Source organism: Oceanobacillus bengalensis (assembly GCF_003628445.1).
In the GTDB taxonomy this organism is placed as follows: Bacteria; Bacillota; Bacilli; order Bacillales; family Amphibacillaceae; genus Oceanobacillus; species Oceanobacillus bengalensis.
On record NZ_RBZO01000004.1, the window covers coordinates 44,037 to 69,921 of the forward strand.

Annotated in this window: 27 protein-coding genes and 1 pseudogene; 8 read left to right on the forward strand and 20 right to left on the reverse strand. The window is 35.4% G+C overall.

The genetic code is table 11. The features are described from left to right. Positions 1-257: 257 nt before the first annotated feature. The 4 genes from D8M05_RS03875 to D8M05_RS03890 all read right to left on the reverse strand — a co-directional run bounded on the left by D8M05_RS03875 (position 258) and on the right by D8M05_RS03890 (position 5,049). A complete protein-coding gene (locus D8M05_RS03875; RefSeq protein ID WP_121128836.1) occupies positions 258-1,376 on the reverse strand; it encodes a DegT/DnrJ/EryC1/StrS family aminotransferase in 1,119 nt (372 codons plus the stop codon). Then, entirely contained in the window at positions 1,366-2,694 is a 1,329-nt protein-coding gene (locus D8M05_RS03880; RefSeq protein ID WP_121128838.1) for a nucleotide sugar dehydrogenase, read from the reverse strand. Before D8M05_RS03880 ends, D8M05_RS03875 begins: the two co-directional genes overlap by 11 nt. A gap of 109 nt (positions 2,695-2,803) precedes the next feature. Further along, positions 2,804-3,808: a glycosyltransferase family 4 protein gene (locus tag D8M05_RS03885; RefSeq protein WP_121128840.1), complete on the reverse strand. Its 1,005-nt coding sequence runs from the start codon at positions 3,806-3,808 to the stop codon at positions 2,804-2,806. A gap of 17 nt (positions 3,809-3,825) precedes the next feature. After that, entirely contained in the window at positions 3,826-5,049 is a 1,224-nt protein-coding gene (locus D8M05_RS03890; protein WP_245985180.1) for a glycosyltransferase, read from the reverse strand. Between the two features lie 233 nt (positions 5,050-5,282). Between D8M05_RS03890 and D8M05_RS03895 the strand changes: the two genes are divergently transcribed. The 3 genes from D8M05_RS03895 (at position 5,283) to wecB (ending at position 8,188) form a co-directional block, all read left to right on the forward strand. Further along, positions 5,283-6,038 carry an SDR family NAD(P)-dependent oxidoreductase gene (locus tag D8M05_RS03895; protein ID WP_121128842.1) on the forward strand — a complete coding sequence of 252 codons (756 nt, stop codon included), beginning with the start codon at positions 5,283-5,285 and terminating at the stop codon, positions 6,036-6,038. A 31-nt stretch (positions 6,039-6,069) separates the two neighbouring features. After that, positions 6,070-7,032: a dTDP-glucose 4,6-dehydratase gene (locus D8M05_RS03900; protein ID WP_121128844.1), complete on the forward strand. Its 963-nt coding sequence runs from the start codon at positions 6,070-6,072 to the stop codon at positions 7,030-7,032. Positions 7,033-7,120: 88 nt separating this feature from the next. Then, the gene (wecB, locus tag D8M05_RS03905; protein WP_121128846.1) at positions 7,121-8,188 is read left to right on the forward strand and encodes a non-hydrolyzing UDP-N-acetylglucosamine 2-epimerase; all 1,068 of its coding nucleotides are present in this window, start codon (positions 7,121-7,123) and stop codon (positions 8,186-8,188) included. 260 nt (positions 8,189-8,448) lie between these two features. Here wecB and D8M05_RS03910 read toward each other — a convergent pair whose 3' ends face one another. The 3 genes from D8M05_RS03910 to D8M05_RS03920 form a co-directional block, all read right to left on the reverse strand. Next, positions 8,449-9,672, reverse strand: coding sequence for a glycosyltransferase (locus D8M05_RS03910; protein WP_245985181.1), 1,224 nt, complete (start codon positions 9,670-9,672; stop codon positions 8,449-8,451). A gap of 319 nt (positions 9,673-9,991) precedes the next feature. After that, positions 9,992-10,672 carry an N-acetyltransferase gene (locus D8M05_RS03915; RefSeq protein ID WP_245985182.1) on the reverse strand — a complete coding sequence of 227 codons (681 nt, stop codon included), beginning with the start codon at positions 10,670-10,672 and terminating at the stop codon, positions 9,992-9,994. 16 nt (positions 10,673-10,688) lie between these two features. Further along, positions 10,689-11,609 (reverse strand): glycosyltransferase, encoded by a 921-nt coding sequence (locus tag D8M05_RS03920; protein WP_121128852.1) that lies wholly within the window; start codon positions 11,607-11,609, stop codon positions 10,689-10,691. Positions 11,610-11,755: 146 nt separating this feature from the next. On the opposite strand from D8M05_RS03920, the gene D8M05_RS03925 reads away from it, so the two are divergent. The 3 genes and pseudogenes from D8M05_RS03925 to D8M05_RS20875 all read left to right on the forward strand — a co-directional run. After that, positions 11,756-12,691, forward strand: a complete 936-nt coding sequence (locus D8M05_RS03925) for a Gfo/Idh/MocA family protein (protein ID WP_121128854.1) — start codon at positions 11,756-11,758, stop codon at positions 12,689-12,691. Between the two features lie 313 nt (positions 12,692-13,004). After that, a complete protein-coding gene (locus D8M05_RS03930; protein WP_121128856.1) occupies positions 13,005-13,109 on the forward strand; it encodes a YjcZ family sporulation protein in 105 nt (34 codons plus the stop codon). Positions 13,110-13,217: 108 nt separating this feature from the next. Continuing rightward, positions 13,218-13,301: pseudogene (locus D8M05_RS20875) on the forward strand (YjcZ family sporulation protein); the annotation flags it as partial. Positions 13,302-13,428: 127 nt separating this feature from the next. Here D8M05_RS20875 and cyoE read toward each other — a convergent pair. The 5 genes from cyoE to D8M05_RS03965 form a co-directional block, all read right to left on the reverse strand. Continuing rightward, a complete protein-coding gene (gene cyoE, locus D8M05_RS03940; RefSeq protein ID WP_342772234.1) occupies positions 13,429-14,334 on the reverse strand; it encodes a heme o synthase in 906 nt (301 codons plus the stop codon). A gap of 883 nt (positions 14,335-15,217) precedes the next feature. Beyond that, entirely contained in the window at positions 15,218-15,778 is a 561-nt protein-coding gene (locus D8M05_RS03950; RefSeq protein WP_121128862.1) for a hypothetical protein, read from the reverse strand. Positions 15,779-15,787: 9 nt separating this feature from the next. Continuing rightward, complete coding sequence (locus tag D8M05_RS03955; protein ID WP_121128865.1) at positions 15,788-16,414, reverse strand: SCO family protein; 627 nt, start codon at positions 16,412-16,414, stop codon at positions 15,788-15,790. After that, entirely contained in the window at positions 16,395-17,876 is a 1,482-nt protein-coding gene (locus tag D8M05_RS03960) for a cbb3-type cytochrome c oxidase subunit I (RefSeq protein WP_183072695.1), read from the reverse strand. The genes D8M05_RS03955 and D8M05_RS03960 overlap by 20 nt, the downstream gene beginning before the upstream one ends. Before the next feature lie 19 nt (positions 17,877-17,895). Continuing rightward, entirely contained in the window at positions 17,896-18,420 is a 525-nt protein-coding gene (locus D8M05_RS03965) for a cupredoxin domain-containing protein (protein WP_121128867.1), read from the reverse strand. Between the two features lie 272 nt (positions 18,421-18,692). Between D8M05_RS03965 and moaC the strand changes: the two genes are divergently transcribed. Next, on the forward strand, positions 18,693-19,178 hold the full coding sequence (gene moaC / locus D8M05_RS03970) for a cyclic pyranopterin monophosphate synthase MoaC (protein WP_121128869.1): 486 nt from the start codon (positions 18,693-18,695) through the stop codon (positions 19,176-19,178). A 63-nt stretch (positions 19,179-19,241) separates the two neighbouring features. Here moaC and modB read toward each other — a convergent pair whose 3' ends face one another. From modB to mobA, 4 genes are read right to left on the reverse strand one after another with little or no spacing between them, the layout of a single operon-like run. Beyond that, complete coding sequence (modB, locus tag D8M05_RS03975; protein ID WP_121128871.1) at positions 19,242-19,901, reverse strand: molybdate ABC transporter permease subunit; 660 nt, start codon at positions 19,899-19,901, stop codon at positions 19,242-19,244. Positions 19,902-19,908: 7 nt separating this feature from the next. Continuing rightward, on the reverse strand, positions 19,909-20,676 hold the full coding sequence (gene modA, locus D8M05_RS03980; protein WP_121128873.1) for a molybdate ABC transporter substrate-binding protein: 768 nt from the start codon (positions 20,674-20,676) through the stop codon (positions 19,909-19,911). 13 nt (positions 20,677-20,689) lie between these two features. Next, positions 20,690-21,175, reverse strand: coding sequence for a MogA/MoaB family molybdenum cofactor biosynthesis protein (locus D8M05_RS03985; RefSeq protein ID WP_245985190.1), 486 nt, complete (start codon positions 21,173-21,175; stop codon positions 20,690-20,692). 50 nt (positions 21,176-21,225) lie between these two features. After that, positions 21,226-21,804 carry a molybdenum cofactor guanylyltransferase gene (mobA, locus tag D8M05_RS03990; RefSeq protein ID WP_121128877.1) on the reverse strand — a complete coding sequence of 193 codons (579 nt, stop codon included), beginning with the start codon at positions 21,802-21,804 and terminating at the stop codon, positions 21,226-21,228. A 133-nt stretch (positions 21,805-21,937) separates the two neighbouring features. Between mobA and D8M05_RS03995 the strand changes: the two genes are divergently transcribed. Continuing rightward, complete coding sequence (locus tag D8M05_RS03995) at positions 21,938-22,660, forward strand: Crp/Fnr family transcriptional regulator (RefSeq protein ID WP_121128879.1); 723 nt, start codon at positions 21,938-21,940, stop codon at positions 22,658-22,660. A 700-nt stretch (positions 22,661-23,360) separates the two neighbouring features. Here D8M05_RS03995 and mobB read toward each other — a convergent pair. From mobB to D8M05_RS04015, 4 genes are read right to left on the reverse strand one after another with little or no spacing between them, the layout of a single operon-like run. Further along, positions 23,361-23,858 carry a molybdopterin-guanine dinucleotide biosynthesis protein B gene (gene mobB / locus D8M05_RS04000; protein ID WP_121128881.1) on the reverse strand — a complete coding sequence of 166 codons (498 nt, stop codon included), beginning with the start codon at positions 23,856-23,858 and terminating at the stop codon, positions 23,361-23,363. Between the two features lie 12 nt (positions 23,859-23,870). Next, positions 23,871-24,104, reverse strand: coding sequence for a molybdopterin converting factor subunit 1 (moaD, locus tag D8M05_RS04005; RefSeq protein ID WP_121128883.1), 234 nt, complete (start codon positions 24,102-24,104; stop codon positions 23,871-23,873). Then, positions 24,101-24,574 carry a molybdenum cofactor biosynthesis protein MoaE gene (locus tag D8M05_RS04010; RefSeq protein ID WP_121128885.1) on the reverse strand — a complete coding sequence of 158 codons (474 nt, stop codon included), beginning with the start codon at positions 24,572-24,574 and terminating at the stop codon, positions 24,101-24,103. The genes moaD and D8M05_RS04010 overlap by 4 nt, the downstream gene beginning before the upstream one ends. Continuing rightward, positions 24,567-25,877, reverse strand: a complete 1,311-nt coding sequence (locus tag D8M05_RS04015) for a molybdopterin molybdotransferase MoeA (RefSeq protein ID WP_281271893.1) — start codon at positions 25,875-25,877, stop codon at positions 24,567-24,569. Before D8M05_RS04015 ends, D8M05_RS04010 begins: the two co-directional genes overlap by 8 nt. Positions 25,878-25,885: the final 8 nt, after the last annotated feature.

The window sequence follows — 25,885 nt, forward strand, 5'->3', positions numbered from 1 at the left end:
TGCGGGAACAGCACGTGTCCGAAGACCAGGAAGAAGCGTTCTTTGCTTCTGAGGGGGCTGAGGCCGTGCCCGCGGAAAGCGAAGCATTCTGCTGGAGCGAATGACAACATAAACCATTCATAAGTGTGAGCGAGAGCTATACTATTCTGAATTGAATAAGTCCAAAGTTTATATCAACTACAAACTATATTCATTTATAGAAAGTTAACTTTCTATCTTATAATCATTCGCCTTTAGTACGGAAGGTTATCGTTATTTCACAGCCTCTCAACAAATTCATTGACAGTAGCTATGATTTTAGTTTGATCGATTGAGGTAAGCATCGGCGAAATTGGAAGTGCTAGTATTCTTTCCGCTGTTCTTTCTGCAACAGGAAAATCTCCCTTTTTATAGTTATAATGACTAAAAGCTTGTTGCAAATGAAGTGGAATTGGATAGTAAATTGCAGAGGAAATACCACTGTCTTGTAAATATGCTGCAAGTTTATCTCGATCATCTAATTCAATACAATATTGATGAAATGTATGTGCACGATTGTTATATATTTGTGGGGTCTTCAAAAATGAAGATAGGCTTTCTGTATATCTATTTGCTATTTCCTTTCTCTTTTGCAAAAAGGTATCCAAAAAATTGAATTTCACTAAAAGTATACCTGCTTGTAGTTCATCTAATCTACTATTCATACCAATTAATGCATGCTGGTACTTCTTTTCACTTCCATGGTTTCTGAGCATTTTCATTTTTTCATAGAGTCCTTGTTGATTCGTTACAATGAATCCCGCATCCCCATATGCTCCGAGGTTTTTCGATGGAAAAAAGGAAAAACATCCAATATCACCTATCGCTCCTACCCTTTTCCCTTCATATTCAGATCCAATTGCCTGACATGCATCCTCTATCACCTTTAAATGATGTGTCTTTGCTATTTCCATTATTTGCTTCATATTAGCAACCTTACCAAACAAATGTACAACAATAATTGCTTTGGTATTCTCAGTTATTGCCTTTTCAATTTCTAACGGGTTTATATTATACGTGTCTTCTTCAATATCTACAAAAACTGGAGTGGCCCCAGCTTCTGCGATTGCTTCTCCAGTAGCAAAGAATGTAAAAGGAGTTGTTATCACTTCATCTCCAGGACCTATATCCAAAGCTTTTATCGAAAGTAATAGAGCATCCGTACCATTTCCGACTCCAAGACCATAAGAGGCTTCGACATAGGATGCTACTATTTTCTCTAATTTTTCTACTTTTTCTCCTTGAATATAGACCCCACTATCCAACACTTCAGATACCATCTCTAATACAGGGGTTCTAATAGACTTTAACTCTGCCTTCAAATCTACCATTGGTATGTTGCTTACATTATCTTTCATCATGTCCCCCCTCAAGACCTATCCCTATACCTTCATACATCATTCCTAATTCAATGATTTCATCCTTATTTAATTTGTTACGACCGTCTAACACAACCTTGCAATTCTTAAATTGGCTAAAATCTATATTTCTGTATTGGTCATGGAATGCTTGAAGAATAACAACATCCATTTCGGACACGAGCCTATCGTCTAATGATAAAGGTAGAACACTATACTCAATCACTTCACTTTCTGTAAATAATGGATCATTTACAAAAACATTTGCCTCTTTTTCTTTTAGATGGTCAATTAATAATAAGCTTGATGATTTGGTTGGTTCTTTCACATTTTCTCGATAGGACAACCCTAAAATGAGCACATTTTTGTTTTCTAAAGAACCAATCCTTTTTTCTACCTTTGAAATCGCATATGGAGCCATATTATCATTAACATGTCTTGACAAGGGTGTTAGCCCCTCTGTTAATCCTTTATTAATAAAGAAATATGGGTAGATTGGAATACAATGTCCCCCAACACCTATTCCTGGAGAATGAATGTGAGAATATGGTTGGCTATTACTTGCGGTTATTACTTCAGATATATTAACTTCCTTTTCCTCAGCAAACTGGGCAAGCTCGTTAGCAAGCGCAATGTTAACATCACGATATACACATTCTGCAACCTTTGAAAATTCTGCCGTTTCTAAAGAACTTACTTTAATTAATTCACATTGAAGGGAATTGCTATAAAAATCTGCGGCCAGATCAAGGCTTTGTTTATTAACTCCTGAAACTACTTTTGGGTAATTCTTTAAATCTCTGATAATTTGATTCGAATAAACCCTTTCAGGACTGTATGCTAGATAGAAGTCCTCCCCCATATTTAAACCTGAGATTTCTTCTATCTTTTTTCCAAATCTACTTCTTGTATCTCCTGGTGGAAGTGTTGTTTCGAATACAATTAATGAATCTTTATTTAGTCCTTTTGCTATATCCTCAACAGCTCTATCAATAAATTGATAATCAATCTTATTCTGTTTATCAACTAAAACTGGAACAATGACAATAATAATATTCGACTCTCTTACAGCATCTGTGGTTACTGTTGTGGCTGAAAGTGTTTTATTTTTATGTGCATTCAAAACTAACTTATCTAATCCTGGCTCATTATTAATATGCGATCTACCCTGATTTACAGATGTAACAACATCCTTATTTATATCTGCTCCAACTACTCTATATCCATTATTGGCAAAAACAGCCGCTAACGTCAGTCCAATCTTTCCGAGGCCAACAACTGTCACCGACGATAATGATTTACTTTGAATTTCTCCCATCAATTTAACCTCATTTCTATTGTTCTTATGATGACAATTCATAATGTATGTTATTAAAGTGAGGGTATGATTGACTGGACTTATTGGACCAATCCTTTTAATTAAAATGCTATAAGCTATTGTAAATTTCAATGTATTTCTTAGCCACTACTAAAGCATCATGATAGATTTTCGTATATCTTCTACCTTTCTTCCCTAGTTCGTTTCTCTTAAGGGGATTTGTAATTAGATTCTGTAAGACACTTTTGATATTAGTGGGGTTAGCATTCACAATCGGAAACTCCGGAGGATATTTCTTGACCAAGTCATCCCTGATATAACAAATCACCGGTTTCCCGTAAGCCATCGCCTCTGAAGTAACAAACCCACTCGATCCAATTCTTAACTGATCGATGACAATATCGGATTTAGCTAGAAGATGTTTAACTTCAACGTTTGATAACCCTTCTATTAATTTAAATTGAAAGGATAACCCTGATTGTTTCAATTCATCAACTGCTTTTAATATGAATTCTGTACCTTTCATATTTCGGGAAGATGGAGCGTGTACAACCAAGGGAGAAGCGCTGTTCATTTGCGGGTATCGGGGTGCATACTGGGCAACATCTATCGCATGAGGAATAACGTGGACATGCTTATAAGCGTTTAAAATATACTCCTCTAATTCGTAGTCTTGGACAATCGCGTGATCAATATATTTTGATAAAGTAGTAAGATTGTTATTTATTTTTCCTTCTGTCCACTCGGGTTTTATATTCACATATGGATTATTTTTTTTAGCAACTGACTGTAGACGAATATCAGAACCGTGATGGTGGACAACCATTTTCTTTCCTGCTTGTTGCAGAATTTCTAGATCTCTTTTATCAGGATAAAATGTTTCACCAAAGTGAAAATGAAAAATATCATACTTCGGTATCGATCCTTGAAAGAACTGTTCTAGCTTTTTATGTCGCTCTTGCTTTGGTAATACATTTAGTTTCAAATTTATATCGGGTTTAAATTTAAAAGGGTGCTCATCAAAATGACAAGATGTCGATTGAATACCTTTTACTCGTAGCGCCTTCGATAATTCAATCATAGGAGAACCATAAGAAATATGCAGTACTCTCAAATGTATCTGTCCTTCCTTTAATTACTTTCGAATAACTGATTATAAACAGCGTAGAGTCTCTTTTCCATATGTTCCCAACTGAACGCTGACTCCATTATCTTTCGTGCTTGAAAACCCATATCACGAATTTTACTTCGATTGGCATGAAGATCCATCAAAGCATGAGAATAATCCTTAGCAGTAGCTTCTAACTTCTTAACAACACACCCACATTTATGCTGATTAATGAAACTTTCCATATCTTTGCACTCATTCACTAAGACAGGTACACCATTATTTAAATAACTAAAGAACTTATTTGGCATTGCATACTGATTATTCATTGAAGAAGTTACATCCAAATCCACCCAACCTAAATCTACATCTTTCATAACGTTAGGGATGGATTGGTAATTTACCCAACCAGTAAACTCTATTTTATCCTTTAAATGAGGTGGGATAGGTAATTCCTGATTGTTATTTGACTTCCTTCCTCCAATAATTTTCACTTTTAAATCAAATGCTTTATTACATAACTCCAATATATTCACTATTTTTTTAAAGTTTACCCTTTTTTGGCTTATCACTCCTTCGTATGCAAGAAGGAGTCCAGGTTTATTTGCCTGCTTTGCTTCGTATTCAATAGCTAATGGGGGTGAATTATAAATTACTTCAATTGGTGGATGGGAATCAATTGAGAGGAACCATGTTTTTATCGATTCTGAGACCGTTATGACATAGTCTGTTTCTTTTAGCATTAATTTTAGCATTTTCGTTTTAAAATCAATGATATTTTTAGCTTGAACCACTAATGGATCAACATCAAGTTCATGGCTGTCATAGATTACTTTACATTGTTTTCCGACTTTAGTTAACGCACGTTTAATTCCTATTCCAGAATACAGTGAATAAAACTCGTGGGCATGATAAATATCTGCCTTCTCTAAGATTCCTAGTTGTGTTAGCGAATCCGTAAATTGATGTTCACTTCCGGAGTGAAGATTATGGTAAAGCTTCTTCATTTGTTTTTCTGGGTATATTTGTTCATATGTCACAATCTTAATTCCTTCATACGTAAATTGTTGAGATAGAAATCTATTCTCAAAAATACTTCCATCCACATCAAATAAATACCCATCTTTCCTCGGCACAATCATTGTTACATTATAACCTTGTTTCAATAAGCTCTTTGCTTCTTTCTTAAAAATTCTCGAATCTAAAAAAGGATGTTCGGATACTAAAAAGCAAACATTTTTCACCATCACTACTCTCCCAATCATTTTATACTGCTGGGTCTTTTTATTAATTCTAAAGTGTTCAAGTCTATTTTATCTAAAACCTAGTTATAACGTATTAACAACATCTCCAAATTATTCATACAAATGTAAATATCAGCAAACCTCAAGGAAGGTATTTTTCTCCTCTACTCGGTTGATTAGTAAAGTGCGAGATAGATATAACTTCTACATGAGCAAATAGAAGGAGGTAGAAATAGATGGATCTAAATTTAAAGGGAAAAAATGTATTAGTAACTGGTGGATCGAGAGGTATTGGTAAGGCAATAGCCACAGCTTTTGTCAATGAAGGAGCACATGTTGGAATTGTAGCTAGAAATATAGAAGAACTTAATGAAATAAAAGAAGAACTAGGCGTTCAAATATACCAAATAGATCTTTCAGAATATAAGAATAGAGAACGATTAATACAAGAATTTATAGCAGATTTTAATAGCATTGATATTCTTGTTAATAATGTAGGGGCTAGCCATAGAGAATCCGTTATCAATACACCAGTAAATATTTTTGAAGAAACCATGGAGTTAAATTTCATAACTGCTGTGCATTTAAGTCAATTATCGAATAAATCAATGATAGAAAATGGAGAAGGTGTCATCATAAATATTTCTTCCATATACGGAAAAGAATCAGGTGGTTCCCCTTCTTATAATACTTCTAAGGCTGCTTTAATTAGTTTTACAAAAGCATTTAGTACCGAGGCAATAAAAAATAATATACGTGTAGTCGGAATTGCTCCTGGAGCCACTTACCATCCGAATGATGAATGGGAACGCAGGTTAAAACATGACCCCGATTATTTAAAAAAATATGCTCAAGATCGAATACCAGGTGGAAGACTAGGAAAACCAGAAGAAATTGGTAATGTAGCAGCTTTTTTAGCATCAGATAAAGCCTCATGGATTATAGGAACTACGGTAACAGTAGATGGTGGGCAATCTCGATTGAACTATTAATACGAAAGTAGAAAGGAATGGACAAAGCGTAATGCGAGAATCTATTAAGAATAACTCCATTTTAGTTGTGGGAGGTGCCGGTTTTATCGGAAGTCATCTGGTAGATAAACTATTATCAGAGGGAGCTAAAAAAGTTATCATCATTGATAATCTATTTATCGGAAATAAAGAAAATTTAAATGAGGCTATACGTAAAGGAGCAATTCTACATGTAGATGATGCAGAAAATCAAGAAGCACTTGAATATATTATAGAGAAATACAAGATTAAAATAGTATTTAACTGTGCAACCAAACCATTAAATTATTCCTTTATCAACCCTTCTAATGCTTATCTAACGAATGTAATCGTCTTAAAGAACTTATTAGAACTCCAAAGAAAAAAGGCATTTCAAACATTATGTCACTATTCTTCTTCAGAGGCTTATGGTTCTGCACAATACCAACCGATGGATGAAGAGCATCCCCTTGCTCCGCTAACAACCTATGCAGCTGGAAAAGCAGCAGCTGATTTAATGCTGCAATCATATGTAAGAATGTTTCATTTAGATGCATTTATTGTACGTCCTTTTAACAATTATGGTCCGAGGCAAAACTTTGAAGGAGAAATGGCTGGGGTAATTCCCATTACCATTAAAAAAATTTTAGAAGGAGAAGCACCAGAAATTCATGGCGATGGAAAACAAACAAGAGATTTTATATACGTTGAAGACACAGCTGATATTGTTTTAAAGGTCTTTCCTATTATCTCACCAGGTGAAAGTGTAAATATTACAACAGACCAACAAACTACAATTAAAACGGTAGTAGAAAATATAATTGATGTTATGAATTATAATGGGAAGGTTCTTAAAAAACCTGCGCGAACTGCAGATGTTCAAAGCCATAGAGGCTCGGTAGAAAAATTGCATCATATGGTTGGGCAAACGAAAAAAACACCTTTTAAAGACGGGATAACGAATACAGTTAATTGGCTAGAAATGCGTATTCATTAGGTAGGATAAACAAACGTCTGATTAGCTTGTTTTGTATGATCCTACTCCTCCGCTAACTCGGTATAATAAGAATGGAAAGGAAAGAACAATGAAAATCTTAACCGTTTTAGGAGCAAGACCGCAATTTATAAAAGCATGTATGCTATCAAAAGCTATAAACTTAAATACAGACGTAACGGAAATCATCGTTCACACGGGGCAACATTATGATGATAAAATGTCTACTGTTTTTTTTGACCAGTTAAATCTCCCTAAACCAGATTACTATCTTGGAATTGGTTCAGGTACTCACGGTCTACAAACAGGAAAAATGTTATCAGAGTTAGAGAGAGTGATGATTTCAGAAAAACCCGATATCGTATTAGTATACGGAGACACAAATTCTACACTTGCGGGGAGCTTAGCAGCAGCAAAACTTCATATACCTATAGCCCATGTAGAGTCAGGTTTACGAAGTTTTAATAAAAAAATGCCTGAGGAAATTAATCGCATTGTTACAGACCACCTGTCTCACTGGCTATTTTGCCCCTCTCAAGCTGCAACTGATAACTTAAAGAATGAAGGAATCGATAAAAATGTATACCTGACAGGAGATATCATGTATGACTCTGTTCTACACTTTAAATCTCATGCTATACAGAAATCTACCATTCTAAAAGATCTATCACAATCTGAGAATAATTATTATCTAGCAACCATTCACCGAGCAGAAAATACAGATAATCCTGAACGGTTAGAGGCCATTCTAGAAGCACTTAGACAGTTAGATATGGACGTAATCCTACCACTACATCCTAGGACCAAAAATAAAATAAGTCACTATAAATTAAATCATTTAATTTCTAAACCTCATATTAAAATAGTAGAACCGTTAAATTACTTTGATATGTTAGCAATTTCTTCTAATGCAAAAATAATTTTAACTGACTCAGGTGGGCTACAGAAAGAAGCCTATATGCTTCGTGTCCCTTGTATTACACTCCGAAATGAATCGGAGTGGGTAGAAACGATTCAAACCGGTTGGAATCACTTAGTAGGTACGAATAAAAAAGAAATATTAAATACTGTTAAGAACCTAAAAATACCGAGGGATTCTCCGCCTATCTTCGGGGACGGTAATACCGCACAAAAAATAGTCGAGACATTGGTTAAATAGTACAACACAACACTTTACCCCCATCATAACCTCAAATTCCCAAATTTCAACAATTCGTTATTAGATCTCCAAATAAGCAAAAATGAGGTGAGTTGATCCACCTCATTTTTGCTTATTTATTCTAACAGCGACTAAGGACGTGTCGGTACTAGTCGAAGTATCCCTTTCTCGATGTGTCATTTTTACCGGACTTTTAGGACATATCTTTTACAAATGCATTATGCTAGAGTAGATTTTGTGCTACATTGTAAGTCTTGTCATTAGATTCCCTGTAGTTTATTATAAACATTAATTAATCGTACTTCCATTTTTTCCCAGGAATATAAATTTTCCATTACTTTTCGGCCATTTTGACTCATTTCCTTTAGCTCTTTTTTGTTTTCATTAAGATATACTAATGCATCCTTATAATCTTGGGATGTTGCATTGTATTTATCAATCACATAACCACATTTATATCTACGTATGAATTCCGCCATTTCTTGACACTTATTCACTAAGACAGGTATACCATTATTAAGATAGCTAAAGAATTTATTCGGCATTGCATAATTGTTATTAAGAGATTGATCTACATTTTCTAAGTCAATCCAACCAATATCAACCTCTTTTAAATGTTCTGGAATCGTACCAAATTCAACCCATCCAGTTGATTTTATATTACTTTCTAGATGTTTTGGTATTTTCAATGAACTACCAAAACGACTTCCCCCAATAATTTTGCATTGAAAATCCATTTGTTTTGAGCAAGATTCTGCTATATCAATAAGTTTCTCACCACTACCTTTGTTATCATAAAAGTTACCGACATAACCGATTGTTAACCCTTCTTTATCATTATCTTTGGGTACGTAATTTTTAGCGAGGGGCGGTGAATTATAGATTACTTCCACAGGTAATTCGGGTTTATGAGAGAGATACCAAGATTTTATCGCATCAGAAACAGTAATTATATAATCCACTTCATTTAGCATCGTCAATAGCTTTTCCTTTAGAAGATCCCTTCTTTCTATTGTGTATCTTGGATCTAAAGGATCTGGTGTTAGTTCATGGCTATCATAAATTAACTTTATATTTTTTCCCCTTCTACTTTTCATCAAACGTTTTACACCAATTCCAGCAAATAGAGAAAGAAACTCATGCGTATGATAAATATCAGCATCCTCTTGTATAGCCAGTTGTGTTAATTGATTGTTAAATCCTTCTCTGTTCCATACCGCTTCATCAGCTAAGACTTTATTTAACCCTTGCATCGCAATCTCCGAGTTGTATGTCACAATTCTGATTCCCTCATGGGTAAAAACTTTTTCCCTAAATCGATTATTAAAAGGGGTACCATCAATGTCTAGTAGCTTTCCATTGTTTCTCGGAACAATCATCGTTACACGATGTCCCTTTTTCACTAAACTTTTTGCTTCCTTTTTAAAAATTCTAGCATCCAAAAATGGATGGTGTGCAATAACCATGCATACCTTTTTCCTCACAGCAATTCAACCTTTCTCCGATAAATACATTTATGTTTTAACTTTTGTTTCGAAGTTTCTATTTCAGACAAAATAAAGCCAGATTACTACCTGTTTTATCCTATTCTTTCTCGTTCTTTTCAGTCACTACTCCTTTAAAACTTCCACGCAAATCCAATAAAGAAAACAAGCCATGACATGTCAATGGCTTGTTTCAAGTAATTCACTTTAGCTTGTCGTTGATATAAACTTCGCAGTAAGTGCTGCGCTTGATTCCGCTACTGGCAGTACGCGCACCTTAGGGCACGGTGAAAAGTGAAGAGTCAGTATTTATAATCATTTAGGTGTTGATTTTCTTCGCTGGTACTCCTGCAACAGTAATGTTATCTTCTATATTTTTAGTAACTACTGCTCCGGCTCCAACTATCGTATTTTCGCCAATTGTTACACCTGGTAGCAGTGATGCATTGTTCCCAATTTTTGAGCCTTTTTTTATATGCGGTCCTTTTAAATCATAGGACTTAGCACCCATGTACTTATCATTTGACATTGATACACAAGGACCAATGAAAACATTGTCCTCTAGTATACTATCACCGGTTACATATGCCAGTGTTTGAATGGTACAATTTTTACCGATTTTTGTATTTAATTCAACAATAGCCGCTCTTCCAACTATTGTTTCATCACCTATCGTAACATTCTCTCTAACACTCGCATGATCTCCTATAAATACAGACTTCCCAATTACAGTACTAGAATAAATAGAAACCAAATTTCCTATTCGGGCTCCAGAATGAATAACTAACTTATTATTATTCTTTTTCGTTTTTCGCATTCTTAAGTTAACAGCAGGTTCAATACCCAACACACAATTATTACCGATAATAACATTGTCACCAATTTCACTGCCTTGCAGAATCGTTGAATTGTGACCAATCACAACATTCTCTCCAATCTTTACATCCTTTTCAATTACAACATGGATTCCTAATTGTGCACTTTCAGGAATAATTGACAAGTAAAATCTCTCCTCTCTATTTAACAATACTTTCAATTTTCTGGATTATCTGCTTAGCTCGTTGTTTAACAGAATGGTTTCCATGTATAAATCGATAACCTTCTTCAACTATTTTTTCTCTCTCTCTATCATTCACTAAATAATAAGTAGCCTTATCTTTAAAATTCTTTTTATCGATAGGTACGAAATGTTTTCCGGGAATAAATCCAAGATCCTCTAATTCTTTGAAGGTTGGTGCTAACAGAAGTGTACGACAAGCAAGCACTTCAAAATACTTCATCACAGGATAATTGTAAATCGATGGGCATGTAAAAAATAATTTCGCTCGGTTAATTTCTTTTGCATACTTATCACCTATGAAACTTTGCTCTTTTTCTTTATTTCTTAAAGTTCGATAACCTGGGTGATTGTGATAAACAAAATTTTTATCGTTTTTATAGGTGTTGCATATTGTTTGCCTTAATGGATAAGTATCATTAACAGCTCCCATCATTAAGAAATTAAGCTCCTTTTTTAAACCATAATCCTTATATAATTCTGTATTCACAAAGTTCGGTAACCATATCATTTTATTTTTGTATTCTGGATAAATTTCCATAAATTTGTCTCGAGCAACTGTAAAAATATTAGATATTTTATTTTTATCAATATAATTTCTTCTCAAACTAATAAATCGATGAACATCTGTTACGAATAGACCTGTAGAAATGTCGATATTAGCAAGTCCTTTAATCATAGGCGTCATTTGTGTATCAATATCATTAAACAGCAATATAAAATCTGGACGTGTGGGTATTTGCTTCAAAATATGACTAATATGACCCTGTTTTCTCCACAACGTTAGGTTTGCTAAATTAGATAGTTCATTTTCTAAGTAGTAGAAATTTTTATTCAGCAATTTGGATGTATCCTCTGCTATTAGCAATATATTAAGCAATTCTACAACTCCTTTCCTCAAAAATTACTATCATTTTATTTTAATAGGAAAAAAGCCAAATTTATTTTCTTATTATCCTAGTCTATATCGATTATTTGTAGAAGCATAGTATAAATTAGTAGCTAATAAAAGTGAGGAGATCATTTATGAAAATAGGTGTGATTGGAACTGGAAATATGGGGGAAAATCATATACGAACTTACTTATCACTCCATAATCATTGCGAACTTGTCGGTATTTATGATACTGATGATTTAAGAAGAAATGAGATTGCTAAAAAGTATCATGTAAAACCATTTCATTCTATTGATTTCCTTCTTCAATCTGTTGATGCTGTCAGCATTGCTGTACCAACTGAATTTCATTATGATGTTGGTCTGCTTTGTATCCAACACAATGTTCACATGTTGATGGAGAAACCAATTACCAGTACAGTCGAGCAGGCTAAAGATTTGCTCAAAAAAGCAAATAAAGCAGGAGTTAAAATTCAAGTAGGACATATTGAGCTTTTCAATCCATTAATTCAATTCCTTTCGAAAGTGTTAGAAAATGAAAAGATTTTAGGATTAGATCATCAGAGAATGAGCCCTTATGACGATAGACTTAAAAATGTTGATGTAGTAAAAGACCTAATGATTCATGACCTTTATATTTTGAACAAACTTATAAACGATAGTATTTTGGAGATTTATGCACTTGGAAAAGTCATTAATGGTACACCAAAACATGCTGTTGCTATTACGAAGTCCAAACAAGGAGTAACCGCTAACCTAACAGCAAGTTTTAAATCCAGGAAAAAAATTAGAAACATTCGAATCCTCACAGAAGACGCTTATATTGATGCAGATATTTTAAATAGCACTGTTAAAATTACACGTTTTATTATAGAGGACACAAGTCGGATGCTAGTACCTGTTACAGAAGTGATTGAGATTGATAATTCTATTCAACCATTATATGTCCAATTGTTGGATTTCATAAATTGCATTAAATTCGATAAAATGCCTTCTGTTTCAGGAGAAGATGGCATAATCACACTAAGCTTAACCAATAAAATTAGTGCATCAATTAGCAGTTCTTGAGATTCATCATGAAGGAAAGTAATAAGATATTTTTTTCTTCTCAGATTATAAATATGTCTGAAAATGTATTTTATGAAGAAATTTTCTAGACGATTAACGGCACGTAAAATTCATTATTCGGTAGTTCGAGAGGTTGAAGATTACAAGCCTAAATACTAGCAAGCTAAGCAAATAGCTTACTTTCAAATCATTCAAGCTAGTAGTATTCTTTCATTCACAATCGCCCAATTTAGCTTTATCTGGGGGAAAACCTATAACATCACATCATTCTTCACATATATTATTGTGTAAGTCACTTTGGAGGTGATATTTAATGAGTGAACATGTAGAAGGAGCTGGCTTCGGTGGAGGCTTCGCTTTACTCGTTGTTTTGTTTATCTTATTAATCATAGTAGGGTCTGCCTACGTAGGTTATTAAGATATTTAAAAATCAATCAAAATTTTAAGGAGGTTATTCTATATGGGTTTTGGTAACTGTGGATTCGGCGGATACGGCTATGGTGGCGGCTATGGCGGTGGCTACGGCGGTGGCTACGGCGGTGGCAACAGCTTTGCTTTAATCGTTGTGCTGTTTATCCTACTAATCATCGTTGGAGCAGCTTGGCTGTAATATTTAAATAGGAAACAGATAAAGATCAATTACACTTTCACTTCTCTGAATGAACAACATCCTGATTACAACAATAGCTAAAAAAGCGCTGATACTCAGCGCTTTTTACATTCTTACATATCTGCATCTAAATTGTTACAATCATCGTCAATAAGAAGAAAATAGCCAAATAATTTACGGAATATAAGAAATTCCAATGGGCCCATTTTAAATCATCTTTTATATATAAACCAGCAATTCCCAAGATTATCCAAGCAATATTAAGTATCGTTATAATTGTAACAAACAATGTGCCTAATGAAATCATTAAAAAAGGCAATGGAAGTAGACAGGCAATATAAATAACCATTTGTCGCTTTGTAACATCAAAACCATACACAACAGGAAGCATTGGAATGCCTGCAGCTCGATATTCTTCACATTTCTTCATTGCTGTTGCAAATGTATGCGGAACTTGCCATATAAATAAAACCATAAACATCGTAATTGGTATAATATGAAAAGCGGAATCAACTACTGCCCACCCCATTAAAGGAGTGACTGCACCTGATACACTCCCAACAATTGTGTTAAGCGTATATCTTCGCTTTGACCACATCGTGTATAAAAACACGTAGGTAAACCAACCAATAAAAGAGTAGATTGTCGCCTCTAATGTAGTAAATAATAATAAAATAAACCCTACTATTGTAGTAATAATTCCGATTGTTAAAACTGTCGTAAGTGAAAAGTGTCCAGTAACCGTTGGACGACTTTTGGTTCTTTCCATTACGGTATCGATATCGATATCAAACCAGTTATTAATAATTAGTGCTCCAGCCATCACCAATGTACTACCGATCGTGACTAACAAAAAAGCTTGCCAATAATCCATGAAGGTAGACCCTGTAAAATAGAGTGCTAACCAAAATCCCGCAATAACAGGTAAGACATTTGCGATTAACACACCAAATTTTATTAGTGACTTTATGTCTCTTATTAAAGTCTTTAAAGTCATGTTATTTCGTTGCTGTACCAAAGGCGATTTACTCACTAATTCTCATCCTTTTAAAAGGCTATATTGCCAAAATATGATTCTTCTATTTCTTAATTGTACCATGGTTGCATCATTAATTCTAAAGTTACAGTATCTAATTAAAAATACAGGCTTTTTTGTAATTTTTATTGATTCTTGGCCAGTAGTTGATATACTCTGTGAGGTAAATGTGCTTTCTAATTGCATTCCCTCTTCCCCATTAGGGTGTTCACTCGCGCATTTGAGGCGTTCAACATTCTTTTAGGAAAGAGCGAAAATAAATAGGCTGGGACAAAAGAAATTTAGTAAAGAAAAATCCGAACTATAAGTTTAAGTCCTCCATTAAATTCAAATTAATGGAGGACTTTGTATAAACTTCGAACTAACTTAATTTAGATTATCTTAAATCGGAGCACATCTCGCCGTCTGGGATCGCTCCAGGCGGATGCTTTCCGCGGGCACGGCCTCAGCCCTCCTCGCGGAAAAAACGCCGCTGCGGGGTCTTCGGACACGTGCTATTCCCGCAGGAGTCACCGCCCTACACTCACCCAGACTAGTGAAGTAGTACGATGCTTTTTGACTTTCCGTATCAAAGGAGATAATGGTTAGTAACTTAAACTCAGTGGAGGAAACACACGAAGACTCCTACGGGAGGACAGGCCTAGGTGAGACTATGGAGTGCGATAGCACGTAGTAGGCTCACCAGCCGCCCGTGGAAAGCGAAGTGTGTTTCCGGAACGATGTGCTTCACACAATACTGAATTAAATAAGTCCACTATTTATATCAACTATGAAATAACATTCAATTGTAGAAAGTTAACATTCCGAGATTCCTATGCTATAATATTCGTCTTTTGATTGGAAGGTTTTCGTTTTATCCCAGCCCCCTACATTTTACATGCTAGAGTACGTTTTCTTCTGAATGGTCGGTAAAAACACTTTGAATAGTATAGAGCGCCATTGCAAGTGTTATTATCAAGAAGCCCCAACCTAGAATCCTTTGCTGGCCTGTTAAGTAATTATTACAAATCTGAATAGGAGAATCTATATATAACCATGCCATTAAACCAAACATTGATAGATAGTTTAGGAATATAAAACTTTTTCCTAAGTCTCCTATTCTCCTCCAACTATCAAACAATATAACGCCAGCAACTGGTAAGCTAGTAAATTTAAATACCTCCATAAAACCTATAGTAAGTGCCTCATCTAAAGTTCTTGGAATCATCCAATACATTGTAATAAACACTACGATTATCATACCTGGCACACCATTTATATTCCAGCTATTAAAAAGACTATGGAATTTTTCTACTATAAAATGCCCGATTAGCCATCCCACAAAGATTAGAAGCGGTAGTTGTATTAACATATGAGCAATCATAATAGATTCTATGAAATTTCTTATCGGAGAAATAATCATTAAAATGTACAAGACAAAAGCAAATCCTGTTTTTTTCATTATTTACCCCTACCCTTCTGTTTCAAGCACATTCAATATCTCATCGGTAGCTTCATCTATTTTTGTATAATCCATCACATCTAGCAACTTCCCATTTTTGTCAACTAGATAAAAAGCAGAGTTATGCGAGAATCCACCACTTCCATCTGGAATTACAATTACACCAAATTTTCGTAAAAGCTCATTTAATTCAGTAGTATCAACAACTCTTGCCATTCTCCATGTTTCTTCATCACTATCAAAATGAGAACTATATTTTTTCAAAGTAGCTGGATCATCTCTCGTAGGGTCAAAGCTTATACTTAAAAATTGAATATCATCACCAATATATTTATTAGGTATTTGATTATACACTTCAGCAAGGTTCATCTCTAACTTTGGGCAAATATCCGTACAAGCTGTATAAATAAACGTGAGTAAAACATATTTCCCTTCAAACTCCGAAAACGGATATACTCTTTCTTTGCTATCTTCCAATGTCACACTTGGAAATTCGGGCTGTTCCTGAACCAACTTATAGGTTCTTGCAGCTTCTGCAGTAAACGCTCGAAATCCATCTGTACCGATATAAATCAATACACTTCCAAGAATAATGCTTATAAACACTGCAACTGTATTACGCCAATTTTCTCTCATAAAAATCGCTTCCCGTTTTATTTCTTACTATTATGTAGCGAATAAAGTGGGTAATAAAAATGCTTGTCGCAATAACTAAGAACACTCCAGCAATTGCACCAAAAAGTGCTGGGCCCATCCATTCTGGAAAATGTGTTGCCCACCTTCTTGGAGTACTTATCGCACCTGAAACTAAAAATTGAGCACTAATCGAAATCATAGCAAGCGTATAACACACAAAAGCCAACTTATCTAAACCATTTGGCTTCAAGTTACTGTCCACCTTAGCAAGATAATACATAAACGCGAACAGCATCACTACAGCACCTAATCCCATGTACATATGAAAATGTCCTGGTACCCATTTCGTATTATGCATCACATGGTTAACAACAATTGTTGCATCAACAATAGCAGGTACTACTCCTACTGACCAACCAAACATAGACAAGAAAGCTAATCCTGATGCCATATCCCACTTGATCCCAGATTTATAAACAATCATTAATGCACCATAAGCTGTGACAACAAGAACAGGGATGCCATTTGCATAAGATAATGCTTGACCCATAATTAACATCCATTTTGGCATGACAGAATCCATAAGCATGTGATGTGTATAAATAACGAGTGTAAACGCTGTCGACATTGTCCATGCAATTAAAAATGATTTATTTACTGCCCATTTACGATTCGTGTAACGTGGTAGAATTTCATAAACTACAATAACGCCCATATAGATAATTGCATTAGCGAAGATATGTCCAAAAGCATAGGTTAAATTTTTTGCTAATAATGGATCGAATGTAAATGCTGGGTTAATAACGTTGATTACATTCATTATCAATACAACTGCCCCTGCAACAATCGCTGTCGTATTTACTATTGTCACCATTGTGCTTGCTATTACTGTTGCTGGAGGTGCATCTTTTACGTCCTTTTTCCCAGATATAACATCCCAACCTAACCCTTTTCCAAGGCTTCCATATTTCCTAATAATAGCTCTTCCAGTATCAATATATAATAACAAGAATCCCGTACCAAGAACTAACATCCCACCGAGATAAAGTAATGCTCCAATAATTCCCCATGCCCCTGCTGATAACGCTGGGAGCGGATACAGAAATGTCCATGCACTAGCATATTCAAATGAAAATACACCAACGATAATCATTACAAGTGCTATTAAAAATAGGATTAGATTCCAGGTAAATACCTTTTTTGAAAGTTCAACATAATCTCTTAAAAAATACCACATCAATCCAACTGCTGCCAAAGCCGCTGCACCTATCATCCCAGTACCATGTATCGTTAAAAATTGATAAAATGCAGCTGGTGATAGGTCTAACACGCCCCCCTGAGCCAAAAGCATGAGAACACCAAAAATCATCATTACAGCAATAACAGCTCCACCTATAACTAAATACGTTGCTATCATACTATTTCTTGATTTTAATTCACCTTTATCCACAATTGTCGTCATCTCCAAACACCCCACTTTTTTATTCCGTCACTTCTAGTTTTCCAATCATTACATGATGACCTAATCCACAATATTCAAGACATAAAATTTCATACGTACCTGGTTCATCAAACGTTGTATATACTTTATTTGTGTACGCAGGCATTGCTTGTGTTTGAGCAATTAAATTCATATTTTCATCATAGATACCGAAACCATGTGTAACATCTCCACTCGTCACATGAAACTCTATTGGTTCACCCACTTTAAATTCCGTCTCACTCATTTTCCACCCAAACTGTAATGCTTCTACATCGACAATTGTGGGTTTGATTTCTTCACCATAAACAGGTTGATCATATGGTAATTCACGTAACGTATAAATAGTAACAACTATAAAGAAAATAACTAGTATCGTAGCATAAAACGTACGTGCTTTGTACCATTTCTTTTTAATAGGTTCATAATCTCTTTTTTCCTTCGATTTAATAACTACGATCAGAAAAACAGCTGCAACAACTATCATAAAAAACAGACTTGTAACCCATGCTACTGTTTGTACCACATTAATACCCCCTTAATATCTTATAAACCCTATTTCATGATATCGAAATAATCCTCCTTATCTAGTGATATTCGTCACAGATAACAGAAAAATAACTATATTTAGATTTATTTTATTTTTCATATTTATTACATTACAAATAGTGAAAATAGTATTTATCTTGCTGTCTATAACGGGCTTCTATGATTGAATTTATAGCATGCATCAGATAAACTTACTTAGTAGAATAGAAAAGATATTATGAATATAATGAGGAAGGTTTGGTGTAGTTCATGGCAGATTTCACACATTTTAATGAACAAGCAAGAGCAAAAATGGTAGATATAACGGAAAAGAAGGAAACAGCACGGAGAGCTATTGCCCATTCAAGTATTCAAATGAATAAACAAGTGTATGAGAATATTGTTCAAAATAAAAATAAGAAAGGAGACGTACTAGCGGTAGCACAAGTTGCAGGGATTATGGCGTCCAAACAAACTTCAGGTTTAATTCCAATGTGCCACCCCATACCAATAAGTGGAGTAGATGTAAAGTTTGATTGGGAAGAGGTTGATAACGATATGTATGAATTGTTAATTGATGCAGAAGTAAAAACCGTGGGGAGTACAGGGGTTGAGATGGAGGCATTAACCGCTGCTTCAATTACAGCGTTAACGGTGTATGATATGTGTAAAGCAGTTGACAAAGGAATGATCATCGGACAAACCTATCTACTTGAAAAAAGTGGCGGAAAAAGCGGTGACTATAAGAGAGGATAAGAAATCGGTTGGGTATAAACCGATTTCTTTTCTTGTCGATTAGTATTTAAGGTCATCGACCAATCAAATATCTCTTTTTGTTCGATTTATAACTAGCAACAATACGAATGAAAAAGCGATGCTTATTAATACATAAGTCCATGCGATCTTATTCTGTCCCGTTTCAATGGCAAGATAAATTGCCGTTGGGATTGTTTGCGTACGACCAGGTATGTTACCTGCAACCATTAAAGTTGCCCCAAACTCACCAAATCCTCGAGCAAATCCTAGAATTACTCCAGTTAATATCGCACGCATGGATAATGGAATGGTAATTGCTAACAATACCATCCAATTCGTTGCGCCATCAACCTTTGCTGCACCAACAATATTATTGTCAACAGATAGGAAACCTGTCTTTATGGACTGGTACATTAATGGAAAGGCAACAACAATCGCTGCAATTATAGCTGCTGTAGAAGTAAATAAAATACTACTTCCTGAAAACTGCTCAATAGCTTGTCCGACAAAGCTGTTTTTCCCAAAAATAATAATTAACATAAACCCGATAACAGTTGGCGGTAAGACAAGGGGCAAGAAAAAGATTGTTTCAATGATTGTTTTCCCTTTAAATTGTTTCCCCACCAGCAAAAAGGCTGCAATAATCGCAAATAAGAATGTAATGATTGTAGCAATTGTTGCAACATAAAACGATAACTGGACTGGATGCCATGACCATTGCATTGTTACTTCACCTACTCACCTGAAAGCCATTCTTCTCAAAAATCTCTATTGCTAGATCACTATGAAGAAATTGATAAAAGTCTTCTATAGCATCTGGCCTTCCTTCTGTTTCTTTATTTATAATAGCAGCATAGTATTCAATAGGAGCGTGAAGACTAGTATCTATTTTCTCCAAGGAATCAATATCTTCAACACCGACTATGTCACTTGCATAAACAAACCCAATGTCTGCTGCTCCTTCTCTTACATACGTTAATACTTGTGTAACATCTTTCGTAAGAACCATTCTATCTTGGAGTTGATTCCATACCCCTAAGTTCTCCAACACTTCCTTTGCATACGTGCCTGCTGGTACTGCTTCTGGTGTTCCAACTGCTAATTCTCCATCACGTAATAAAAAATCATCTAGCGAATCGATGTCCGTTTGTTTTGATTTAATAAGTACTAATTCATTCTCTAGAATAGCTGAACCTTCGAGTACCATCCCTTCCTCCACTAAAAGTTCATAATCCTTCTTGGATGCAGAAAAAAATAAATCGGCCGGGGCACCTTGTTCAATCTGTTTTCTTAAAGAACCTGATCCACCAAAATTAAACGTTACAGTAACCGACTCATTGTGTTTTTCAAATTCATCTTTAATCTCAAGTAGACTCTCTGTTAAACTCGAAGCAGAGGAGATTAATATTTCTGTTGAGTCATCGCTTGCATTAGATGCTTCAGAACATCCAGCAATAAAAACAGGAATCATCATGAGTATGATATATAATATTCTCACCAATTTTCACCCTTTAATTATGTAAATCTTTTTTTAATTCCATGACCATATGACCAATCTCAGGTAGTATGATCTTTTCCATTGCTAATGTTACTGCGCTGGTCGAACCTGGTAGGCAGAAAATGACACGATGGTTTGCTATTCCACATGTTGCCCGTGAAAGAATACTAGCCGTACCAATATCATACTGATAACTTAAATGCCGAAATAACTCACCAAATCCCGGCAATTCCTTATCAAATAATGGCTGGACAGATTCGATAGTTACATCTCTGTATGCTATACCTGTACCCCCATTGACAATAACAGCATCAACGTCATCCCTTTCAATGATAGCTTCAATCGATTGTTGGATTTCCCTCTTGTCATCTGTTGTAATATCGTACATATTTATTTGATGACTAGAATCCTTCAATAAATCTATGATACGTTTTCCACTTTTATCTGTTTCTCTATTTCTTGTATCACTTACCGTTATAACAGCACAGTTTACTTTCATCGTTGATATTTTACGATGCTCCTTCAACAAATACCTCACCCCCATGATTATTAACCTTCAATATATTGTTGATAATCGATAACATCATTGATATTGATAAAAGGTCCCTCTTCATCAAAAGGAACATACTTAATGGTACACTTTTCTAGTAACTTCTGTACAGACCTTTCCCCTTTATTAAGTCCTTTTTCTATCAAATTTCGGGTAGAGGAATGATAAATAGCAATGAGTGGCTGTCTCTTTCCTGCTACGATAGGAATAATTGCGTCCACACCATGTTCTATCTGAGAGATTAAATGTTCATATACCCATGTTTCTACAAATGGAACATCAATAGGAACGGCAATGTACCATTCAGCTGGATATTTCTCCATCGCAGTGAAAATTCCAGCCAATGGTCCTTGCCCTTGGTATTTTTTCGTGTCATGGATGATCTTCGTTTTTTCCTTATCAAATATATGTTCTAAATTGGAATTTGTCACAACCAACAAACAATCCACAATTGGCGCTAATGCATCAATAGAATACTTGTAGAAAGCTTTATTATTTTTTTTGGCTATTGCCTTTGCTGTGCCAAACCTCCGAGATTGTCCACCAGCAAGTACCACGCCGACATACCTTTTTCCCATAATTAGCCTCCTTCCGCATATTAAAGTTTGAACAAATTTCACAATATCGTAACCAAAGACATTACGAAATCATCATGAACAATGTTAGAATAGATTATAAGAATAAAAATTTGCATTCATAAGGAGTGATGATATGCAAACAAGTTTATTATTAAATTCTCGAACGACAGACAAACCGATTTCAAAAGAATTACGTGCTTTATTAGACTCGATTAGTACTGTGAAAAGCATCGAAAAGGACACTTTTGTATTTCATGAAGGTGCAGCAGCGGAAGAAATCTACATTATAAAACAAGGGCTTGTGCAAATTTCCAAACTTACTGCTGATGGAAAAGAGATGATACTCAGAGTCTGTAAAAATAACGATATCATAGGCGAACTAACATTATTCAGCGATCATCCAAAGTATCTTTTAAGTGCAAAAGTTTTAGAATCAGGAGAAATATTTGTTATTAATAAGAATAAACTAGAAAAGGAACTAATGACCAATAGTGTACTTACCTTCGAATTTATGAAATGGACGAGTAACCATATGCGGAAATTCCAAACGAAAATCAGAGACTTATTACTTAATGGAAAAAAAGGTGCAGTGTACTCTACACTTATTCGTTTATCAAATAGTTACGGCATTACACAAGAAAATGGTATTTTAATTGATTTAACGTTAACGAACCAAGAACTAGCAAATTTTTGTGCTGCCACACGGGAGAGTGTCAACAGAATACTTGTTCAATTAAGAAAGCTGGACATTATCACTATCGATAAGACAGGAAGAATTTTCATAAAAGACATCGGGTATTTACGTGATGAAATTGGTTGTGAGAATTGTCCCATTGAAGTATGTAATATTAACTAGAAGCTAAGACCAGCGTAATTTACTATAGAAAAAGCCGAACGATACTACAAAATCTTCCATTATAATTTAAATTACTTTGGATTTGATGTAAAGTGTTGGCTTATTTAATTCAGAATAACTTTGCTCTCGCTCACACTTATTAATGTGATGTGCTTACTCCGCTCCAGCAGAATACTTCGCTTTCCACGGGCACGGCCTCAGCCTCCTCGGAAGAAAAGCCCTTCCTGCGGGGTCTTCGGACACGTGCTGTTCCCGTAGGAGTCTACGTATTCTGCCTACGCTGGTAAAGATTTTTTTGGTTAATGTATAGTTGTAGCCCATAGAAATACGTTTTATAAAATTGCTCTCATCTAAAAAAGATAATAAAGCTCTCTGCTTCAACAGAAATCATGGTAGGATTTAACAGCAAATTTCCAGGTTGTACTTCAGTAGTGAACAATCCTAGTGGAGGCAATACACGTAGACTCCTGTGGGAGGATAGGCCTAGGTGAGACTAAGTAGTGCGTTAGCACGGAGTAGGCTCACCAGCCGCCCACGGAAAGCGAAGTGTATTGCCGGAACGACGTGCTTAGCACTATACTGAATTCAGTTAATCAACAATCTATACAATCTATTTATTTAGCTATAGATCGTTAACATTCTAAGTTTGCTATCCTTTAATCGTGCGTCTATGGGCGGAAGGTTTTAGTTATGTTCCAGCTTATTTTTTTAAATGTATGTGTACCAACCACTCACAAAATTTCTCCACTTCATGTCTTTTAAAAACTGGATAATTGATCGATTTATTAATTAATGAAACGGATGAAATCACAGCTTTTATATTTGTTACGCTTTCTAATAAGGGAAGCTCTTCTACCTTGTTGATTAATACGATTTTATTAAATCCTTTATTCTTAAAGCCTTCAATTACTAATATATCAATGCTCATCATTTCGTAAATTGGAATCATCTGTTCCAAATTCCAGGGTTCCTGTTGTGATAATTGCAGAACACCTTCTCCTTCTACTCCAGCAATGAGTGCACCTGCTCGGCTGTGCTTTTCACTATCGGTATCCTTCATTCCAAGTGGAACACCACCATGTCCGTGATGTTTTAGAGAGGCAACGCGGTTCCCCTTAGAAATGAGTTCCTCGATGACACGCGTTGCTAATGTTGTTTTTCCGCTATTTTTATAACCAACAATTTGTACAATATCCATTATTTCACTCGCTTATCCACCACTCACTGGTGGAATAAATGCAACGGTATCTCCAGACTTAATCGCATCATCTGCCATTGCATACTCCTCGTTCACTGCTGTCATTACACTTTCAAGATTTATTAAGGGATAAATTTTTTGTAATTCGCTCTTTAATTCTTCTACAGTAATTTGTTCCAACTTCAATTCTAACTCAGGCTTCCCTACTTTTTCTTGCAAATCAGCAAATAATAGAATTTTTATCATAGCTCAACATCCTTTAAAATTGGTTTTCCATCTTTGTATGGGAACTTTTCCAATTGATCACCAATCCATGTTTCCCCGTCTTCCCAATGTTCCTTCTTCCAAATTGGGACAATCTGTTTGATCCGTTCGATGGCATATTCATTCGCTTCATATGCAGCCTTCCGATGCGGAGAAGAAACAGCAATTACGACAGCTATATCTGATATATCTAATCGACCAATTCGGTGCGTAATAGCTACCTTTGTGTTAGTCCACTTTTCTTCTATCTCTTTCCCAATCTGTGCGAGCATCTTCACCGCCATCGGAATATATGCCTGATATTCTAAATAAATGGTTCGTTTTCCCTTTGTCCACTCTCTAACCGTACCAATAAACGTTGTAATCGCACCCGCTTCTCTTACGGAAACTTTCTTAACGAGTGACTCTACTTGAATCGGTTCATTTACAATTTCATATAATAAATCAGCCATGCTTCGGACGACTCCTTCTAATATTTACATTAGGTTTATTAAATTCTATTAATGTTGTACCTTCTTGGTCTTCGAGTAATATAACGGAAACTTCCATTCCTTGTTCAAAGCCTCTTGTACCACCTGGAAGTACAATCAAAATGTCAGCCTCAGCCAAAGATGATACTACATTAGATTTATCCAATCCTACAGGCGTTGCAACCATTCTACCATTCTGATAAGTCAAGTGTCCTCTAACAAACCTGTCAAATGGATTTGGCTTTGGAAAGTCAGCTCCAAGTATAGCAATCTCTTTTTTCAAATAGGCATGGTAGGAATGTAAAAAAGTCCGGATGACTGGTCGTGTATATAGTTCAAACCCTACATAACATGCAGAAGGATTTCCTGACAAACCATATAAAAGCTTTCCATCCAATTCTGCTACAGTCGTTACACTACCAGGTCTCATACCAATTTTATTAAATAAAACATGAGCACCTAATTTTTCGTAGATTGCTGGTAAGTAATCATAGTCCCCTACTGAAACTCCTCCAGTTGTAATGAGGAAGTCAACTTTATCGAGTGCATCCTTCACCTGATTGTAACACGTTTCCAACTCATCACTAAATTGGCCAAGATAAACTGGCTCTCCACCTGCTCGAATAATTTGTGAATAAATCATATATGCATTACTATTCCTTATTTTCCCAGGTTGTAACGGCTCATCTAGTTCCAATAATTCACTTCCAGTAGCAATAATACCGATTTTTGGTTTTACGCTGATTGGGACTTCCTTGTAGCCAAATGTGGCGAGCAACGCAACAACTCCTGGGTTTATATAAGTCCCTTTTTTTACTAGTACAGTACCTTTTCTCGTATCTTCTCCAGTAAAGGAGATATTGTCCCCAGCATTTATTTTACGTTTCAACTCTATGTAAGCTGTTCCTTCATTCATGATTTCCTTCACTAATTCAAACATAACAACCGCATCACAATCCTCTGGAATTTGTGCACCTGTCATGATACGAACGGCCTGCATACTGTCTACTGTCCCTTGAAACGTACTTCCCGCACCAATTTCTCCGACAACTTCAAATGCAAGTGGATTGGCACGTGTTGCGGATACGGTATCCGCTGACCTTATCGCAAAACCATCATATGGAGATCTATCAAATGGAGGAACATGATGATCAGCTATTAAATCTTCTCCTAAAAACTGACCATAACATCTTTCAATCGGGACATAGCTCACGTCCCCTTCCTTTGCATACTGCATGACCCGTTCAATTGCTTCACTTACCTTAATTGGTTTACGTCTTTCCACCACAATTT

Coding starts and splice junctions, on each gene's coding strand:
- D8M05_RS03875 (WP_121128836.1), bottom strand. CDS start 1,376: ATGAAAGATAATGTAAGCAACATACCAATGGTAGATTTGAAGGCAGAG.
- D8M05_RS03880 (WP_121128838.1), bottom strand. CDS start 2,694: ATGGGAGAAATTCAAAGTAAATCATTATCGTCGGTGACAGTTGTTGGC.
- D8M05_RS03890 (WP_245985180.1), bottom strand. CDS start 5,049: ATGGTGAAAAATGTTTGCTTTTTAGTATCCGAACATCCTTTTTTAGAT.
- D8M05_RS03895 (WP_121128842.1), top strand. CDS start 5,283: ATGGATCTAAATTTAAAGGGAAAAAATGTATTAGTAACTGGTGGATCG.
- D8M05_RS03900 (WP_121128844.1), top strand. CDS start 6,070: ATGCGAGAATCTATTAAGAATAACTCCATTTTAGTTGTGGGAGGTGCC.
- wecB (WP_121128846.1), top strand. CDS start 7,121: ATGAAAATCTTAACCGTTTTAGGAGCAAGACCGCAATTTATAAAAGCA.
- D8M05_RS03925 (WP_121128854.1), top strand. CDS start 11,756: ATGAAAATAGGTGTGATTGGAACTGGAAATATGGGGGAAAATCATATA.
- D8M05_RS03930 (WP_121128856.1), top strand. CDS start 13,005: ATGAGTGAACATGTAGAAGGAGCTGGCTTCGGTGGAGGCTTCGCTTTA.
- D8M05_RS03950 (WP_121128862.1), bottom strand. CDS start 15,778: ATGAAAAAAACAGGATTTGCTTTTGTCTTGTACATTTTAATGATTATT.
- D8M05_RS03955 (WP_121128865.1), bottom strand. CDS start 16,414: ATGAGAGAAAATTGGCGTAATACAGTTGCAGTGTTTATAAGCATTATT.
- D8M05_RS03960 (WP_183072695.1), bottom strand. CDS start 17,876: ATGACGACAATTGTGGATAAAGGTGAATTAAAATCAAGAAATAGTATG.
- moaC (WP_121128869.1), top strand. CDS start 18,693: ATGGCAGATTTCACACATTTTAATGAACAAGCAAGAGCAAAAATGGTA.
- modB (WP_121128871.1), bottom strand. CDS start 19,901: ATGCAATGGTCATGGCATCCAGTCCAGTTATCGTTTTATGTTGCAACA.
- D8M05_RS03985 (WP_245985190.1), bottom strand. CDS start 21,175: ATGAAAGTAAACTGTGCTGTTATAACGGTAAGTGATACAAGAAATAGA.
- mobA (WP_121128877.1), bottom strand. CDS start 21,804: ATGGGAAAAAGGTATGTCGGCGTGGTACTTGCTGGTGGACAATCTCGG.
- D8M05_RS03995 (WP_121128879.1), top strand. CDS start 21,938: ATGCAAACAAGTTTATTATTAAATTCTCGAACGACAGACAAACCGATT.
- mobB (WP_121128881.1), bottom strand. CDS start 23,858: ATGGATATTGTACAAATTGTTGGTTATAAAAATAGCGGAAAAACAACA.
- moaD (WP_121128883.1), bottom strand. CDS start 24,104: ATGATAAAAATTCTATTATTTGCTGATTTGCAAGAAAAAGTAGGGAAG.
- D8M05_RS04010 (WP_121128885.1), bottom strand. CDS start 24,574: ATGGCTGATTTATTATATGAAATTGTAAATGAACCGATTCAAGTAGAG.